This window comes from Bradyrhizobium hipponense (assembly GCF_008123965.1).
GTDB lineage: Bacteria > Pseudomonadota > Alphaproteobacteria > Rhizobiales > Xanthobacteraceae > Bradyrhizobium > Bradyrhizobium hipponense.
The window spans coordinates 23,725-40,566 of sequence record NZ_VSTH01000082.1; the positions used below are offsets into that span (position 1 = coordinate 23,725).

12 protein-coding genes and 1 pseudogene are annotated in these 16,842 nt (G+C 64.2%); 6 read left to right on the plus strand and 7 right to left on the minus strand.

The window, feature by feature from the left end:
* Window positions 1-265: 265 nt before the first annotated feature.
* The 5 genes and pseudogenes from FXV83_RS45480 to FXV83_RS42960 form a co-directional block, all read right to left on the minus strand.
* Window positions 266-340 (minus strand): annotated as a pseudogene (locus FXV83_RS45480) (SEC-C metal-binding domain-containing protein); the annotation flags it as partial.
* A gap of 160 nt (window positions 341-500) precedes the next feature.
* Window positions 501-1,925 (minus strand): DUF7986 domain-containing protein, encoded by a 1,425-nt coding sequence (locus FXV83_RS24480; RefSeq protein WP_148741970.1) that lies wholly within the window; start codon window positions 1,923-1,925, stop codon window positions 501-503.
* Between the two features lie 154 nt (window positions 1,926-2,079).
* The gene (locus FXV83_RS24485) at window positions 2,080-3,588 is read right to left on the minus strand and encodes a sensor histidine kinase (RefSeq protein ID WP_148741972.1); all 1,509 of its coding nucleotides are present in this window, start codon (window positions 3,586-3,588) and stop codon (window positions 2,080-2,082) included.
* Window positions 3,585-4,304, minus strand: a complete 720-nt coding sequence (locus FXV83_RS24490; protein ID WP_148741974.1) for a response regulator — start codon at window positions 4,302-4,304, stop codon at window positions 3,585-3,587. The genes FXV83_RS24485 and FXV83_RS24490 overlap by 4 nt, the downstream gene beginning before the upstream one ends.
* An 863-nt stretch (window positions 4,305-5,167) precedes the next feature.
* On the minus strand, window positions 5,168-5,362 hold the full coding sequence (locus FXV83_RS42960; RefSeq protein ID WP_187436124.1) for a hypothetical protein: 195 nt from the start codon (window positions 5,360-5,362) through the stop codon (window positions 5,168-5,170).
* Between the two features lie 128 nt (window positions 5,363-5,490).
* Between FXV83_RS42960 and FXV83_RS24495 the strand changes: the two genes are divergently transcribed.
* A complete protein-coding gene (locus tag FXV83_RS24495; RefSeq protein ID WP_187436125.1) occupies window positions 5,491-6,996 on the plus strand; it encodes an amidohydrolase family protein in 1,506 nt (501 codons plus the stop codon).
* Between the two features lie 3 nt (window positions 6,997-6,999).
* Window positions 7,000-7,938 (plus strand): CobW family GTP-binding protein, encoded by a 939-nt coding sequence (locus FXV83_RS24500; RefSeq protein WP_148741976.1) that lies wholly within the window; start codon window positions 7,000-7,002, stop codon window positions 7,936-7,938.
* 32 nt (window positions 7,939-7,970) lie between these two features.
* On the opposite strand, the gene FXV83_RS24505 is transcribed toward FXV83_RS24500, so the two are convergent.
* Both FXV83_RS24505 and FXV83_RS24510 read right to left on the minus strand, forming a co-directional pair.
* On the minus strand, window positions 7,971-8,171 hold the full coding sequence (locus tag FXV83_RS24505) for a hypothetical protein (RefSeq protein WP_148741978.1): 201 nt from the start codon (window positions 8,169-8,171) through the stop codon (window positions 7,971-7,973).
* Window positions 8,172-8,217: 46 nt separating this feature from the next.
* Entirely contained in the window at window positions 8,218-8,718 is a 501-nt protein-coding gene (locus tag FXV83_RS24510; RefSeq protein WP_148741980.1) for a hypothetical protein, read from the minus strand.
* A 312-nt stretch (window positions 8,719-9,030) separates the two neighbouring features.
* Between FXV83_RS24510 and FXV83_RS24515 the strand changes: the two genes are divergently transcribed.
* The 4 genes from FXV83_RS24515 to FXV83_RS24530 all read left to right on the plus strand — a co-directional run bounded on the left by FXV83_RS24515 (window position 9,031) and on the right by FXV83_RS24530 (window position 16,812).
* Window positions 9,031-10,713, plus strand: coding sequence for a methyl-accepting chemotaxis protein (locus FXV83_RS24515; protein WP_148742000.1), 1,683 nt, complete (start codon window positions 9,031-9,033; stop codon window positions 10,711-10,713).
* A 12-nt stretch (window positions 10,714-10,725) separates the two neighbouring features.
* Window positions 10,726-11,409 (plus strand): aspartate/glutamate racemase family protein, encoded by a 684-nt coding sequence (locus FXV83_RS24520; RefSeq protein WP_148742002.1) that lies wholly within the window; start codon window positions 10,726-10,728, stop codon window positions 11,407-11,409.
* 124 nt (window positions 11,410-11,533) lie between these two features.
* Window positions 11,534-14,839, plus strand: a complete 3,306-nt coding sequence (locus FXV83_RS24525) for an acetyl-CoA carboxylase family protein (RefSeq protein WP_148742004.1) — start codon at window positions 11,534-11,536, stop codon at window positions 14,837-14,839.
* Between the two features lie 107 nt (window positions 14,840-14,946).
* Window positions 14,947-16,812: a sigma-54-dependent Fis family transcriptional regulator gene (locus FXV83_RS24530; protein ID WP_187436126.1), complete on the plus strand. Its 1,866-nt coding sequence runs from the start codon at window positions 14,947-14,949 to the stop codon at window positions 16,810-16,812.
* The last annotated feature ends 30 nt before the right edge of the window (window positions 16,813-16,842 follow it).

Genomic DNA, 16,842 nt, shown 5'->3' on the forward strand with positions numbered 1-16,842 from the left:
GATCAGCAATCTGGTTCTCGACGATGGCGTGAATAACGGCATGCAACTTCTCGCGTGGGAAGCGGATCCGCGCACGTCGATGATACTCGATTACAAGATCGATCCGTTCTTGTTCGTCCAGCGCGAGCCACTGCTCCGGGTCTGGCTCCGTGAATGGATCGTATTCTCGTGCCGCTTCTTTCGCTTGCTCAAGCGCCGATCGGGCGCGTTCCCGCGCCTGCGGATCAACCGGGTGTAATCCGGACGAGGCCTCGTTCAAGCCCTGTGAGTTGAGACAGCACTTCTTGAATTTCTTGCCGCTGCCGCAGGGGCAGGGGTCGTTCCGTCCCACTCCCTTGTATGAATTCACCATGGGAACGCCAGCGATCTAACCGAGCGACAAATTCTGTTCCGAGCCAAGGGACAATATAAAGGGACAATCAAATGACAATATGGAATAGCGTGGCGAGCCGGGCAAGCCCAGGGTCGGCGACCAGCACAGCGGTCATGGTCAGACTCGTTCACTCCCTCCGTTCGCTGAGACCCAACTCTGTCCACAGCCACCCGAAATTGTAGCTGGCCATCGGATCATCTGGATCGGCGGGCTTCGCCGTCCGGTTCTCCATGATCTTGAGCCACTCAACCACCTTGATCCGTCCGCCCTCCGTCTTGACCGCGGCACGCGGTGTTTGCCCTCCAAGCGCGGGAACCGGTTGATCGAGCACGTCGCGGTAGTGCCGGTCCATGTAATCATGGACAATGGCGCGCTGCTCCTCCGCAGGGATATCGGGCTGGTTTGGCATCGCAGGTTCTCGCGACGCCATGATCTGTTCGATCGATTCCGTCTTGACCGAGGGCTGGCGCAGGCGTCCGCCGAGCGCGTCGGACAGCAGCGCGCATCCGCGGCCGCAGCGCTGTTCGGAGTTGGCACTGAGCACCAACGTCTTGTCCTCCAGCCGTATGTCGCCAAGCACGAGCCTGCCCTCGTCGGACCACGTTTCGAGGGTGAGCGGTTCTCGCGATGGCCCATCGTGCTCTGATGCGGCGGCGGCCGGCTTGGCTACGCCTCTTTCTTCGCTAACCCAGCTCCATGACTTCGAGCTCGTGGCACGAAACTCCGGACGTGCTTCCAAAGCCGCTCTGATGTCGCGCCCCGTGGTGCGGGCGGCGAGCGGGAAGCGCGCTTCGCACAGCATCACCTCGTCCCCCTCGGCGTTCCGCAAATCGGGAATTCTCGGCGACTGAATTCGGTCAATCGCGTCGACAAGCCAGAATGTGGTGAACATGGGCGCGATTGCGCGCAGCCTCTCGGTGGGAGAAAGGTCCGAGAACGCGTCCTCGTCGAATTCGTATCCGTTCGCTTCGGCCAATTCTCGCTCTTCCTCGCTGCTGAGCGACTCCAGCTTCCGAACGGCCTCGATCAGGAGTTCCGATGTCTCGTGGTCGAATCCCAGCACACCGCCACCGATCTGCGTCCGCGATCCCACATCAACCACGCGCGCGGCAATGCGGTCCCATGGCTTGAGGCTTTGGGTCGCGCTCCGCTCGCTGACCAGGATCGGTTCGCCGTCGCGGAGCAGGTCGCGCGCCAGGAACGAAGTGCCAGGGACGATGTCGCTGACCTCGTAGAGGCTCATCGTCGATTTTCGCAGCGCGGCCATGTAATTGCGAACCGATGCGGATTCCTTCCAGCCGCGGCGCTTGAGATAGTCATCGGTCGCGTTCTCGCCGTCGAATTCACGGGTCAGGAAGTCCTCGAAAGCGCAGGCCCACACCGTGCTCATGAACAGGTCTTCGCCGATGGCCGAAGCGATATCCGCAATCTCGATGCCGATTTCCTCGCAGGTGGGGGCAAGGTGACATTCAAGGACCCACTCGAACCGTTCGGCCCACCGCTCGCGCGTAGACCACCTTATCAGCCCTTCGAGTATGTGCTTGCCGGCCATGTTCCTGCTCGCATCACGGAGTTCCCAGTCGCCGCGTAAGCGCGACCGTGCCGCAGGTTAGCAGGTCCGCGCCATCTGCTCGATCCGGAACTGGATTTTTCGAAATGACATCAACAGGGCGTTCTGGGCGCCATCATCATCTCGACCGCATATTTCAAGCGGAGATGCTGCGCGGTTCCGGTTCGAGAGCGTCGATAACGTCCTTCGCTCCTGCGATCGCGACCGGACGGTTGACGGGGTGAGGCCAGCCATCCAGCGGTGGCAGGCTGATGGCGGCGCGCAGGCCCTTCTGCGTGTTCATCAAGCTGATATCGCCACCGTGATGGCGGGCAATGGTTCGGGCTATGGACAGACCGAGACCCACGCCTCCGGTTTCGCGGTTCCGCGAATTCTCCATCCTGAAAAATGGCGTAAAAACCTGCTCTCTGGCGCTCTCAGGAATACCGGGTCCATCGTCCGAAACGATGATTTCGATACTGTCTGCTCGCCTTTCCACGCTGACCCGCGCCCGCTCGCCATAACGGATGGCATTCTCGACGAGGTTTCGGCACGCGCGGCGGAGTGCGTCTGGTCGACAGCTGTAGCTGATCCTCTGCCCCTCGGAGAAGGAAACGTCATAACCGAGTTCTGCGAGATCGTCGCAGAGACTTTCCACGAGAGCCGGCAGGTCCACGGTCCGGGTATTTTCCGCGGCCGCATCTTCGCGAGCGAATGCGAGGGTCGCCTCTGTCATTGTCTGGATCTCCGCAATTGTGGCGAGCATTTTCTGGCGGACGTCCTCGTCGGGTACGAATTCCGCACGCAAGCGGAGCGAGGTCAGAGGTGTGCGCAGATCATGGCCGATGGCGGCCAGCATTTTGGTGCGATCACCGACGAAACGATGCAGGCGCGCTTGCATGCGATTGAATGCCTCGGCCGTCCGTCGGATATCGTCGGGGCCGGTTTCCGGCAGCGGTACGATCTCCTGACCACGACCGAGGGCCTCGGCCGCTACGGCGAGGCGGCGCAATGGTTGCGCAATGCCGCGTGCGGCAAACACGGCAATGATGGACAACGACAACGCCGAAAGACCGAGCGCTAGGGTGGATTTGGAGGTCCAGAAGCCGTCTTGCGCGGGTTTGGCAAATGCTGTGTTCAGCCACGCGCCGTTCGCCAGCTGAACGGCCAAGCCCATGCCGGTGGCGTCATCGAGATAAAGAAACTTCGCTGGTCGGGACAGCGGCCAGGCTTCCGGCTTTAGGTCGATCCAATGTGAGGAGGTGGCGCTGCTACTGCTGGCAGTGTTTCGGGCGAAATCCGGTCTCACCTCGGCGGGCACGTTGTGGCCGGGAAAGGATACGCGCGGCAATGGCTGCGCCAAGCGCTCCCATGCTTCCTCCCGCCATGCTAAGGCATCCTTCAGACCATTGGTCGATATCCAATATCTCGCCGAGCTGGTGTTGCTGGCATTAAGGATATCGGTCTGCAGCGCCGGAGGCGTCGCTTCCAAGACCCGGGCGAGCGAGGCGCACCGGCTGAATATCTCGCCCTTGGCAGCCTTCCGAATCGCCTGCCCATGCTCATCCCAGGAAATGAGGAACACGATTGCTTGCGACAGCACGAGCGATAGCAGCGTGAAACAGATGAAGCGGGCCGCCAGGCTGCGCGTCCACAAGCTCATCATGGTTGCTCGACCTCCGCGACGAGGCTGTATCCACCACCCCAGTGAGTCTTGATCAAGGTTGGTACCTTCGGGTCGGCCTCGATCTTCTTGCGCAAGCGGCTGACCTGATTGTCGATGCTCCGGTCGAACGGATCGGCATCTCGGCCGACCGTCAGGTCAAGGAGCTGATTGCGGCTGAGTACCAGGCCGGGGTGGTCGAGAAATGCGCACAGGAGGCGGAACTCCGCCGTGCTGAGCGGCACGGCAACGCCGTCATGTCCGACCAACTCGCGCCGGTTGACGTCAAAGGTCCACCGGTCGAAACGTACAACCTTGGTCGCGAGCCGGCCCTTTTGCGGCGGGAGGCTTTGGACTCGTCGAAGAACCGCCTTGATACGGGCGAGGAGCTCGCGGGGATTGAATGGCTTGGTCACGTAGTCATCGGCGCCTACTTCCAGGCCAACGATTCGATCGGTCTCCTCCGCCATGGCAGTCAATAGGATAACGGGGAGGTCTGTGGTGCTGCGCAGATGGCGGCAGAGCGACAATCCGTCCTCGCCTGGCATCATGATGTCGAGAACCACCAGGTCCAGAGCACTTCGTTCGAGCAAACGGCGCAGTGCCACGGCGCTCTCCGCGAGGCTGATGCGGTAGCCATGCTGCATCAAGTATTTGCCGACCAGATCGCGGATGTCGCGATGATCGTCCACGACGGCGATGTGCGGTGCCGAGTCCATCTCGTTGCTCCGTTCCGCATCATACTGATGTCCAGCACCCAGCCCATCGGAAAAGTGTAACAGAATGTATCGGCCGCGTGCGATCGACCGAAGCCAAATCCTGCGGCACAGCTTTGCTGACAGCATCATGGCGTCAGGTGAGGACCGCAAGATGCCGGCCTACTCCGAGAGGAACTGTCCCGTTGTGCAGATCCGGATCCGGGTTGAAACATCCTGGACACGAATTGTCGCAGAACCTCGTCCGGGTGAGCCGTCTTTGTCGCAAATTGTCGCAAGCTCAATGAACTGCCAAGACTTGATGCAATTTGCGAAGCCGCATTGAAAGCAAGGTCATTGAACAGTGGCCGACAGGAGCGGTCATCAGCGAAGACCGGCTCCAACCTGTCGTGACCTATGCAGATGCAGCACCCTGAGACAGATCGCGACAATTCCGGGTAGCGATCGGCAAAGTTCTGCGACAACCGGATCCCATCGTGCGCATATCCAACGAAGCAGGAGCGCTACATGTGCGCGATAGACGCCGTTTCTCCCAGAGCAGTTCCGGAAATATCGGGAGGCGCATCAGCGGAGAGCGATGAAGACGATGCCACACGGAAGCGACTCAATCTTCGCAGGGCCGCATTTCGGGTAAGTTGGCTGCTTGTCTTCGTGCTGCGGAATGCCTCGACCTCGGCCGCGCCCCTTGATTTGACGCCTGGTGCAGGTCGCATGGCCATTTCGCGCCTCGTGACGGAAGGCGACAGCTTGGCGTGCGGAAAAAATCCTAAGTTCGTATGCGAGTGCCCGACCGCACTTCGTCAAACAGTAGGGTGCGCGGTCCATTTCGATTAGGCGGGGAATTACGGTAACAGTGCACCAAAGTCTTATGCTGCCTTGTGGGAAACGATCTTCTTGATCTCCGGTGCGAGCACGTCTTCGGCCGTTTCGAGATTGCTCGCGCCTGCATGTTCAAACTGGCAAATCATGCCGCGAGACCGCGGGCGCGCATCTGCGATCTGTCTCCCGAATTGTTGCCGCGGCATCGCTGCTTGATCAGCCAATATACGTCCTGCGAGCATCGGACCTTCCCCTCAAGCATGATGCATCGGCTTCAGTGGAGGTGGTCGTTCGCCTCGGAATCTGCCTCTATGCGGCTTGAATCTGCCTTCGGAGCCACTGTCGGCCTTTGGGGGCTTTGGCAATCTGCTTGCGGAGTGACGATATGAGCGGCTTGGTGATCTCTGGCGGCCGGGTGGTGGATCCTGCCAGTGGGACGGACGCGATCGGCGATGTGGCGGTGGTGGATGGCCGGATCGCCGCGGTCGGCTCCTCGCTTGGCGGCGCTGAGCGGGTGATCGACGCCAGCGGGCTCGTGGTCGCGCCCGGGTTCATCGATTTGCATGCGCATGGCCAGTCGCTTCCCGCCGACCGTATGCAGGCGTTCGACGGCGTGACAACGACGCTCGATCTCGAGGCCGGCGTGCTGCCGGTCGCGTCCTGGTATCAGCGCCAGGCCAAGAAGGGACGCGTGCTGAACTACGGCGCCGCCGCCAACTGGGCGTTTGCGCGCATCGGCGCGATGACGGGTTCGAATGCGGAAAGTTCGCTGGAAGCGTTCGGCAACGCCATGCGCGATCGCCGCTGGATCGATAACGTCGCGAGCGATGCGGAGGTCGCCGGCATCCTCGAGCGCCTCGCGCGCGGCCTGAACGAGGGCGGCATCGGCATCGGCATTTTGAACGCCTATGCGCCGGGCGCCGGCGTGCAGGAGCTGACCGCAGTCTGCCAGCTCGCGGCGGCACAGGACGTGCCGACCTTCACCCACGTCGCCTACATGTCGCGCATCGATCCCGAAAGCGCAGCCGAAGCCTATATCCGCCTGATCGGCTATGCCGGCGCCACCGGCGCGCACATGCACATCTGCCATTTCAATTCGTCGAGCAAGACGGACGTCGAGCGTTGCCGCGTGCTGATCGCAAAGGCGCAGGCGCAGGGCCTCCCCATCACGGTGGAAGCCTATCCCTACGGCACCGGTTCAACCGTGCTGGCGGCAGCCTTCTTCAGCGATCCCGAGTTCGTCGAGCGCAACGGCACCGGCTACGACTCGGTGCAGCGCGTGACCGACGGCCATCGTTTTCAGGGCCGCGAGGAGCTGCTGAAGGCGCAGGCCGAAGAGCCGTCCTCGCTGGTGCTGTGGCACATCCTCGATACCGAGAACAATTCGCATCATCGCGATCTCCTCGACATGTCGGTGCTGTATCCTGGCGGTGCGATCGCGTCAGACGCGATGCCGTGGACGCTGCCCGACGGCAGCACCTACACTGGCGACGCCTGGCCGCTGCCGGACGACGCCACCTCGCATCCGCGCTCGGCCGGCTGCTTCACGAAATTCATCCGCGAATGGGTGCGCGAGCGTAAAACCGTGTCGCTGCTGGAAGGCGTGCGCAAATGCGCACTGATCCCGGCCGAGATCCTGTCGCAGAGCACGCCCGCGATGCGTGCCAAGGGCCGGCTTCAGGTGGGCGCGGATGCCGACATCGTGGTGTTCGACTACGAGAAGCTCAGCGACCGCGCGACTTTCACGGCGATGAACCGCCCCTCGGAGGGCGTGCGCTATCTCGTGGTCAGCGGCGAGGTGCTGATCAGCGATGGCATTCTGGATGTGGCAGCGCGGCCCGGCCGGCCCGTGCGCCGGCCCGTCGTCGAGGGCTGACACATGCCGGTCCCGATTCTCCTGGTGACGGGTTTCCTGGGGGCGGGCAAGACCACGGTCGTGAACCACCTGCTGGCGCATGCCGGGGGACGGCGGATCGCCGCCGTGGTCAACGATTTCGGCGCGATCAATATCGATGCGGAGCTGATCGCGGGCGCAAGCGACGGCGTGGTGAGCCTCAGCAACGGCTGCATCTGCTGCTCGCTCGAAGGCGATCTGCTGCGCACACTTGCGACCCTGCTGCGGCGAAATCCGCGGCCTGATTACATCGTCATCGAAACCAGCGGGGTGGCCGATCCTGCCGACATCGTGCGCAACCTGATGGACCCGGTGATCCTGCGTGAGGCGCTGCTGGAGACGGTGCTCTGCGTGATGGACGCGGCGACACCGCTGGCTGCCCTGGATGACGCGCTGCTGCGCGCACAGTTGCGCGCGGCCGATATCGTAGCGTTGAGCAAGCTGGATCTGGCCGACGAAGGGACGGACGTCCGGATGCGCGAAGCCATCCGCGCGCAGCGCGTGCCTGCCGTGGTGGTCGATGCGAAACACGGCGAGATTCCGACCGCGCTGCTGTTTCCCGCCGGCGTCGATCGCGCACCCGCGCCGCGCGAGCCGGGACCGAAACGGCCAGCAGAGGAGCGCTTCGAGACGCTGAGCTGGACCTCAGAGCGGCCAATCTCGTTGCCGCGCCTACAGCGGGCCATCGGCCGGCTGGCGCCGAAGCTCGCCCGCGCCAAGGGCCTGTTCGAGACGGTCGAGCAGCCCGGGCGTCTGACAGTGTTTCAATTCGCCGGCGGCCGCGCGACGCTCGCGCCCGGTGAAGCGCCTGCAGCAGGCGTGCCGCGGAACCGCATCGTCTTCATCGCCGAGCTCGGCGTTCTCTCGAAGGCGGAGCTCGACGGGATCATGGAGGCGTGTGTTGCAGGTGGGGAAGGCTCGTAGCTCCGATGCAGCTTTTTCGGAACGCAGCACTATCACTCCCCCTCCGGCTCGGCCGGCTTCTCGACAGTCTCGTCCCTGTGGACCGGCGGAGCACCGTGCGCGCCGCGCAGCCGGATCATCGTGTCGATCACGTCGACATCGACCTTCAGCATGTCGAGATCGCGCGTCATCTCGCGCACGACCGCCTCCAGCTCACCGGCATCCCTGCGGCGCGCCACCGCGAGCAGTCTCATCCGATTGCGTCTCGTCCGCAAGAATTGTGGATCATCGATGATCTCGTCAATGCAACGTGGGACTTCCCACAGGCCAGCTCTTCATCGCCATCGTCCAATCGGGGGCGCGCGATTGAACCTGCCGGTCCGGGAGGACGAGACCGGCCGTGCGGAAGATCGTTGCGAGTCCCCGGACGGGGTGCAGTGCCCAATCCGCGCCTGCGGTCGAGAGCCAGCACGCGAACTGTTCGCGCGCGACATCAACGCGGTCCTGCTGCGCGGCGACGATCGCCCGCAGGATGCCGTGCTCGCTGTCCGACACGCGCGGACAAATGGGGCAGTGAACCTCGATGGCGGTGTGGGCCGTGCATGCGAAGATCTCGATCAGCGCTTCGAGCGAGGGCACGGCATCGCCGACACGAAAATGGTCATACACTTGCTGGATATCGGCTGCGGTCGGAACGGCGCTTCCGCTGTGAGCCTTGGCCCGGAAACCCCAGATGAACAGCCGCTCCGCTGCGCTCAACGTGGGGAGGTCGAGGGATTTTGCGTGTGTCGATTGATGCATGGAGCCTTCGGCCTTTGGCTACGCGAGCACCGCGGCTGGCGCTGGATATCTTTGCCGATCGTTCTGCCAGAGCCTTGCCCAAGTCAACGCGCAGAAGGCCGATATCGAAGTCTTCTAGATTCGGAGGAGGAAGGACGCCTGATTGGAATCATTCAATCGGGGCGCAAGCCTCGCACCGGCGGCTCTCGCCGGCGAGCGAGGGACTGTTCGCGTAATATTTGCGGGGAATTCGGGAACCCGAATGCTTAAGGCTTTGCTAAGGCGTTCAGCATAAACTGGCATATCTGCATTGCCAATTCATGCGAGCACCGAATGATTTTTTCCCGCATCAGTTTCAAGCTGGTTCTGATCGTTGCCATCAGCCTTGTCGGCATGATCGCGCTGGCGCCAATTGCGCTCTCGACCCTGCGGAGCCAGATGGTCGCCGATCGCCAGGCCAAGACGCAGCATATGGTCGACGTCGGCTACGGCATTCTGGCGCATCTCCAGAAGCTCGAAAGCGAGGGAAAGTTGACGCGCGAGCAGGCGCAGGCCGCCGCGATCGGGGAGATCAAGAGCCTGCGTTACGACAAGGTCGAGTATTTCTGGATCAACGACCTGACACCCAAGATGGTCATGCATCCGATCAAGCCTGAGCTCGACGGCAAGGATCTCTCCGGAATGAAGGATCCCTCCGGCAATGCGCTATTCATGGGCTTCGTCGACGTCGTGAAAAAGCAGGGCGCGGGCTTCTACAGCTATCTCTGGCCCAAGCCCGGCTTCGAGCAGCCGGTGGCCAAGATCTCCTATGTTAAGGGCTTTGCGCCCTGGGGCTGGATCATCGGTACCGGCATCTATCTCGACGACGTCGACGCCGCCTTCCGTGAGAATGCCATGACGCTCGCCCTGGTGTGCCTTGCGGTACTAACACTTGTTCTCGGCTGCTCCTTCGTGATCGGCCGCAGCGTCACCCGGCCGCTGGCTAAGATCACTGCGCTCACTGAACGCCTCGCCGCCGGCGACGGCGCGTTCGATGTGCCCTACACCCATCGCCGTGACGAGGTCGGCGGGCTCGCCAAGGCGCTTGCCGTCTTCAAGGACAATGCGTCGGCGGTACGCCAGATGCATGCAGAGCAGGACGAGCTGAAGCGCAAGGCCGACGACGAGAAGCGCAGGACGATGGCCGATCTCGCCGGCAGGTTCGAGGTGAGCGTTCAGTCCGTCGTCCGCGACGTCTTCAACGAGGCGCGGGAGATGCAGCAGGCCGCGCGGGGTATGTCGGAAACCGCGAACAAGGCAACGGAGCGTGCCTCCTTCGTCGCCACCGCCTGTCAGCAGGCCTCGAGCAACGTGCAGACCGTGGCCTCCGCCGCCGGCGAATTGTCATCCTCGATCTCCGAGATCAGCCAGCGCGTAGCGCAGGCAGCAAGTGTAGCCGACAAGGCCGCTGCCGATGGCCAACGCACCAACGACACCGTGCAGGGGCTTGCCGCCGCCGCGCATAAGATCGGCGAGGTGATCGATCTCATCAACCAGATCGCCTCCCAGACCAATCTGCTCGCGCTCAATGCCACCATCGAGGCAGCGCGCGCCGGCGAAGCCGGCAAGGGCTTTGCCGTGGTCGCAAGCGAGGTGAAGTCGCTGGCGAGCCAGACCGCGAAGGCCACCGACGAGATCGGCGCGCAGATCTCGGCGATCCAGGCCGAGACCAACCAGGTCGTCGGCAACATCGAAAGCATCCGCAGCACCATCATGGAGGTCAACGAGATCTCGTCCTCGATCGCAGCCGCGGTCGAGGAGCAGGGCACCGCGACGCAGGCGATCGCCCACAGCGTGCAGGAAGCGGCCTCCGGCACCGACCAGGTCTCGCGGAACATCTCCGGCGTCACCGACGCGACGGCGGAGACCGGCCAGGCCGCCGGCCTCGTATTGCAATCGAGCGGCCGGCTGACGCAGAAGCTGCAATCGCTCCAGGACGAAGTCAGCACCTTCGTTGCCGGCGTACGGGCGGCCTAGTATAGCAGGAGGATGGCTCCCAATTCCGGTCGGCGCACGCGCATCCTTCTGATCAATCCCAACTGCCGCGAGGCGACCACCGCAATGATGGTCGCCATCGCCAAATCTGCAATGACGGACGGCTTCGACATCGTCGGCGCCACCGCAAGCCGCGCGCCGCAGATGATCGTGACGCCGGACGCGCTTGAGGCGGCAGCGCCTGAAGTTGCCGAGATTGCACAGGCGCGCGAGCGTGCATGCGACGGCATCATCGTTGCGGCATTCGGCGATCCCGGCCTAAATGCGATCAGGGCAGCCACGGGCCCGCTAGCGGTCGGCATCGGCGAGTCGTCGATGCTGGAAGCCGGAGCGAATGGCCGCCGTTTCGGCGTGGCGACCACGACGCCGCTGCTCAAATCGAAGATCGACGCCTTGCCAGACGCGCTGGGATTGCGGTCCGGCTATACCGGCACCCACCTTGCCGAAGGCGATCCGCAAGACCTGATGCGCGACCCCGCGCAACTCTGTGCAGCCCTCGCCGGTGCGGTTGAGGCCTGCATCGCGCAGGACGGGGCCGAGGCGGTGATCATCGGCGGCGGGCCGCTCGGCGAGGCCGCGCGCGAGCTTCAGACGATGTTCGCCATGCCGGTCATCGCCCCGATCCCGTCTGCCGTGGCGCGGATTATTCGCCTCATCGCAGCCCGTACGGCCAGCTGATATTCCGGCCCGCGGGACCGGCCGTGGCGACCGGCTTCCTCTCTCTTGACGGCTGCGGCCAAAGTGAAGAAGCAGGATGACAGAACCTGCCGTCGCGCTTGCTTGCAGGCATGGAGACCACTGCATGTCGTTCAAGAAACTCCTGATCGCCAATCGGGGCGAGATCGCCATCCGCATCGCGCGCGCGGCGGCCGATGCCGGCATCGCGACGGTTTCGATCCATCCCGCCGACGATGCGCTGTCGCTGCACGTGCGCATTGCCGACGAGGCGGTCGAAATCCCCGGCCGCGGTGCCCGCGCGTATCTCGACATCGAGGCCGTGGTGACGGCGGCGAAGGGTGCCGGCTGCGATGCCGTGCATCCCGGTTACGGCTTTCTCAGCGAGAACGCGACGTTCGCAAAGGCCTGCGCCGCCGAAGGTCTTGCCTTCGTCGGGCCGAAGGCGGCCGCGCTGGAGCTGTTCGGCGACAAGGTCGCGGCGCGCCAGCTCGCTAAGCGCTGCGGTGTGCCGATTGTCGCCGGCACCAGCGGCCCATCGACGCTGGACGAGATCGCGGCCTTCTTCGCTTCGCTCGGCGGCAACGCAGCGATCGTGATCAAGGCGATGGCCGGCGGCGGCGGCCGCGGCATGCGCGTCGTCGGGAACGCTCCCGATCTTGCGGAAGCCTATGCGCGCTGCCAGTCCGAGGCCAAGGCGGCGTTCGGATTCGACGGCGTTTATGCCGAACGCCTGATCAGGCAGGCGCGCCACATTGAGGTGCAGATCATCGGCGATCGTCATAACGCGATCAGTCATCTCTGGGAGCGTGAATGCACCATCCAGCGCCGGCACCAGAAACTGATCGAGGTCGCGCCGAGTCCCTCGCTGGGCGAAGCCTTTCGCGGGCGCATCATCGAGGCGGCGAAGCAGCTTGCGGCGGCGGCGTCCAACGACAATCTCGGTACGTTCGAATTCCTGGTCGATGGCAGCGCGGATGACAGCTTTGCCTTCATCGAGGCCAATCCGCGGCTCCAGGTCGAGCACACCGTTACCGAGGAAGTGCTCGGCCTCGATCTCGTCCGCGCCCAGCTCGCGGTCGCTGCAGGCGCTTCGCTGGCCTCGCTCGGTCTGGCGCAAAGCGCAATTCCAAAGCCGCGCGGCTATGCGATGCAGCTTCGCGTCAACATGGAGACGCTGGACGAGACTGGCGCGACGCATCCGACCGGCGGCGTGCTCGCCGTGTTCGAGCCGCCTTCTGGACCCGGCGTCCGCGTCGATAGTTTCGGCTATGCCGGCTACCAAACCAGCGCCGCGTTCGACTCGCTGCTCGCCAAGGTCATCGTGCATACGCCGGGCGATGCCTGGCACGATGTGGTCGCCAAGGCTTGGCGCGCCTTGCGCGAGTTTCGGATCGACGGCGTGGTCACCAACATCGGCTTCCTCCAGGCCGTGCTGTCGCATCCCGATTTCGCGGCCAACCGCATCGCGACCGACTTCATCGATCGCAATATCGCGAAGCTCGTGGAGGCGGCCGATGGCGCGGCCAAGCCGCTCTACTTTGCTGCGACAGAGCGAAGCGGCGGTCCGAGGACCGAAGCGCACCTCGTCGGACAAGTGCCTGAAGGCGCAGTGATGGTCGCTGCACCTCTGCAAGGAACCATCGTCACCATTCAGGTGAGGGAGGGCGAGATCGTGCGTCCGGGCCAGCAGCTTGCCGTAATCGAGTCCATGAAGATGGAACATCTGGTCATGGCCGAGCAGGGCGGCCGCGTCATGAAGCTTCTTGCCGGCGACGGTGTCACGCTGATGCATGGCGAGCCGATTCTCTATCTCGAACCGCTCGACGTCGCGGCCGATGCGTCGGCGGCGAAAGCCGATGTGGACCTCGATCACATCCGCCCCGATCTCGCCGAGCTGATCGCGCGCCAGGCCAACACGCTCGATGCGAACCGGCCCGCCTCGGTCGAGCGCCGCCGCAACACCAACCAGCGCACCGCGCGCGAGAACGTCGCGCAGCTCGTCGACGAAAACTCGTTCATGGAATACGGCAGCCTCGCGATCGCGGCGCAGCGGCGCCGCCGCAAGCTGGACGATCTCATCAAGAACACGCCGGCCGATGGCCTCGTCATGGGCGTAGCGACGGTGAATGCTGAGAAGTTCGGACCGGAGGGCGCGCGCTGCATGGTCGTGGCCTACGACTATACCGTGCTCGCGGGCACGCAGGGCCACATGAACCACAAGAAGATCGATCGCATGCTGACGCTTGCGGAAGACTGGCGCGTCCCCCTGGTGTTCTACGCCGAAGGTGGCGGCGGTCGGCCCGGCGACACCGACCGGCTCGGCATGACCGGCCTCGACGGCCCGTCCTTCGTGCAGTTCGCAAGGCTCTCCGGCCTTGTGCCTGTGATCGGAATCGTCTCCGGCTATTGCTTTGCCGGCAACGCCGCGATGCTCGGCTGCTGCGACGTCATCATTGCCACAGGGAATGCCTCGATCGGCATGGGCGGCCCTGCCATGATCGAGGGCGGCGGCCTCGGCGTCTATCACCCGGCCGAGGTCGGCCCGGTCTCGTTCCAGTCCCCGAACGGCGTCATCGACATCCTGGTCGAGGACGAGGAGGAGGCGACGCGGGTCGCGCAGAAGTACCTGTCCTATTTCCAGGGCGCGGTGACAGAGTGGCAGGCTGCCGACCAGCGTCTGCTGCGCCGCGCGATTCCGGAGAACCGCCTGCGGGTCTACGACATCCGCAGCGTAATCGATCTCGTAGCGGACAAGAACTCCGTGCTGGAGCTGCGCCGCGACTACGGCGTCGGGATGGTCACGGCGCTGATCCGCATCGAAGGCAAGCCGTTCGGCCTGATCGCCAACAATCCGCGCCATCTCGGCGGCGCGATTGATGCCGACGCCGGCGACAAGGCCGCGCGCTTCCTCCAGCTCTGCGACGCCTTCGACCTGCCCATCGTCTCGCTCTGCGACACGCCCGGCTTCATGGTCGGGCCCGAAGCCGAGAAGACCGCGATCGTGCGCCACGTCTCCCGCATGTTCGTCACCGGGGCGAGCCTCACCGTGCCGCTGTTCGGCATCGTGCTGCGCAAGGGCTATGGGCTCGGCGCGCAGTCGATGATCGGCGGCGGCTTCCATGCCTCGTTCTTCACCGCGGCCTGGCCGACCGGCGAGTTCGGGGGCATGGGTCTCGAGGGTTATGTCCGCCTCGGCTTCCGCAAGGAGATGGAGGCGATCGCCGATCCAGCCGAGCGCGAGACCTACTACCGCAACAAGGTCGCCGAGCTCTATGCCAACGGCAAGGCGGTCTCGATCGCGTCCGTGTTCGAGATCGACAACGTCATCGACCCCGCAGAGACGCGGCGCTGGATCATGGCGGGCCTGCGCTCGGTGCCGAAGGCGCCTGCGAGGACAGCGAAGAAGCGGCCCTGCATCGATACGTGGTGAGGGCGGTGCAGCAATTTGATTGCGCTCTGCCCGTTCCCGGTTCCCAATTGACATCCCTGCCTGTGGTGCCAGACTTTGCACAATAATACAGGGTGGAGACGTCCGCGATGGCCAGCCTTTCGGCCTCGAACCATGTCGCCCGGGTCTTGTCCGTCGCCAGTCATGTGGCCGATGTCGATTCCTCTTCGCGGATCGCCAGTTCCTGGCGGCGCTGCCTGATCAGCCACAAGCTGGATCCCGCCCGTCAGGGTCCGCCGCAGACGCTGACCGAAGCGGAGGTCCGGCACGTCGCCGAGCCGATGGAGCAACTGATCCGGCAGGCAACGCCGGAACTGGAGGATCTCGCCCGCGTGCTGCGTGACGCCGGCTATTGCGTCAATCTCGCCGACCCCAGCGCCACGATGCTCTGGAGTCGGCTGCCCGGCGCCGCCGATACCGAGATCTTCATGCGCTGGAAAGTCTACACCGGCTCGAATTTTTCCGAGGCCTTCGAAGGCACCAATGGGCTCGGCACGGCGCTGGCCGAGCAGAAGCCGATCCTTGTGCATCGCGACGAACATTTCCGTGCGCAATGGAGCATGTTTTCCTGCGCGGTCACTCCGTTGTTCGATGAGGCTGGTCGCCTCGCCGGTGCCGTCAACATCACGTCCTGCCGCGATGACCTTAGCCGCACCGCGCACCAGCTCGCGCTGGCAGTGGCCATCGAAGCGGCGCGGCGGATCGAGGCCGCGATCTTCCGCGGCCATTTCCGCAATGCCTGGATCGCGACCGTGCCGGGGGACGGTGGCAGCGGCCTGCTCGCCTATGACGACGACCGCCGCATCGTCGGCGCTTGCCGGTCGGCGCGTGCGCTGCTGGGCCTCACCGACGGACTGATCGCATCAGGCATCGATCTGTCGCGCTACATCAAGTTCGATCATCAGGCCGCACGCGGCACCGACGCTCCGGTCGAGCTGCGCCGCGCTGATGGCAGCTCGATGGGTCAGGGCCATATCACGCCGCCGTTGCGCGCCAGGTCGTCCGCGCGCCCGATTGCGTCGCGCCGCGAGGGTCCGGTCGACCGCTTCGACGCCCTGCACCGGCTCGCCGGCCGCGATCCCGGTCTGATCAAGAGCGTGAAGCGGCTCAGAAGCATCGGCGACCACAATCTGCCGGTGCTGTTGCATGGCGAGACCGGGGTCGGCAAGGATGTCTTTGCGCGCGCCATTCACGCGGCTAGCAACCGCGCGCGCAACAACTACGTCGCGCTGAACTGCGCGGCGATGCCGGAAAGCCTGATCGACGCCGAACTGTTCGGCTACGAGGCCGGCGCCTTCACCGGCGCGCGGCGCGACGGCTCGAAAGGCCTGATCGTGCAGGCCGACGGCGGCACGCTATTCCTGGACGAGATCGGCGACATGCCGATCGCGCTGCAGACCCGTCTGCTTCGCGTGCTGGAGAACCGCGAGGTCTGGCCGCTCGGCGCGCTCAAGCCGATGCCGGTCGACATCCGCCTGATCAGCGCCACCCATCGTGATCTCGGTCGCATGGCGGAGGAGGGCGCCTTCCGCGCCGACCTATATTTTCGCCTGCGCGGCTTGGAAGTGCGATTGCCGGCACTGCGCGAACGCGCGGACCGGGACGACGTCATCCGCCAGATCGCGAGCGAGGAGGCGCCGTTTTGCCGGCTCTCGCAGGAAGCCTGGTCGCTGCTCTCGACCTATCCGTATCCCGGCAACATGCGCCAGCTCCGCCACTTGCTGCGGCTCGCCGGCTGCACGGCGGAGAATGGTATCATCACCGATGCCGATCTCGATCTGCCGCCGTTCGGTGGAAGGGCGGAGCCGGACCTCGCGGCAACGGAACGCGCGACGATCACGGAAGCACTGCGCAAGCATGGCGGCCGGGTAACTGAGGCGGCGCGAGCGCTGAAGCTCAGCCGCGCGACGCTGTATCGCAAGATCAAGACGCTGAAGATCGAGGCCGCGCAGTAGCGCACAACGGCTCTTGCCAGCGGCGCTTTT

Bases quoted from the DNA above. Each gene is read 5' to 3' on its own strand.
- FXV83_RS24480 (WP_148741970.1), bottom strand. From the start codon at position 1,925: ATGGCCGGCAAGCACATACTCGAAGGGCTGATAAGGTGGTCTACGCGC.
- FXV83_RS24485 (WP_148741972.1), bottom strand. From the start codon at position 3,588: ATGATGAGCTTGTGGACGCGCAGCCTGGCGGCCCGCTTCATCTGTTTC.
- FXV83_RS24490 (WP_148741974.1), bottom strand. From the start codon at position 4,304: ATGGACTCGGCACCGCACATCGCCGTCGTGGACGATCATCGCGACATC.
- FXV83_RS42960 (WP_187436124.1), bottom strand. From the start codon at position 5,362: ATGCTCGCAGGACGTATATTGGCTGATCAAGCAGCGATGCCGCGGCAA.
- FXV83_RS24500 (WP_148741976.1), top strand. From the start codon at position 7,000: ATGCCGGTCCCGATTCTCCTGGTGACGGGTTTCCTGGGGGCGGGCAAG.
- FXV83_RS24505 (WP_148741978.1), bottom strand. From the start codon at position 8,171: ATGAGACTGCTCGCGGTGGCGCGCCGCAGGGATGCCGGTGAGCTGGAG.
- FXV83_RS24510 (WP_148741980.1), bottom strand. From the start codon at position 8,718: ATGCATCAATCGACACACGCAAAATCCCTCGACCTCCCCACGTTGAGC.
- FXV83_RS24515 (WP_148742000.1), top strand. From the start codon at position 9,031: ATGATTTTTTCCCGCATCAGTTTCAAGCTGGTTCTGATCGTTGCCATC.
- FXV83_RS24520 (WP_148742002.1), top strand. From the start codon at position 10,726: ATGGCTCCCAATTCCGGTCGGCGCACGCGCATCCTTCTGATCAATCCC.
- FXV83_RS24525 (WP_148742004.1), top strand. From the start codon at position 11,534: ATGTCGTTCAAGAAACTCCTGATCGCCAATCGGGGCGAGATCGCCATC.
- FXV83_RS24530 (WP_187436126.1), top strand. From the start codon at position 14,947: ATGGCCAGCCTTTCGGCCTCGAACCATGTCGCCCGGGTCTTGTCCGTC.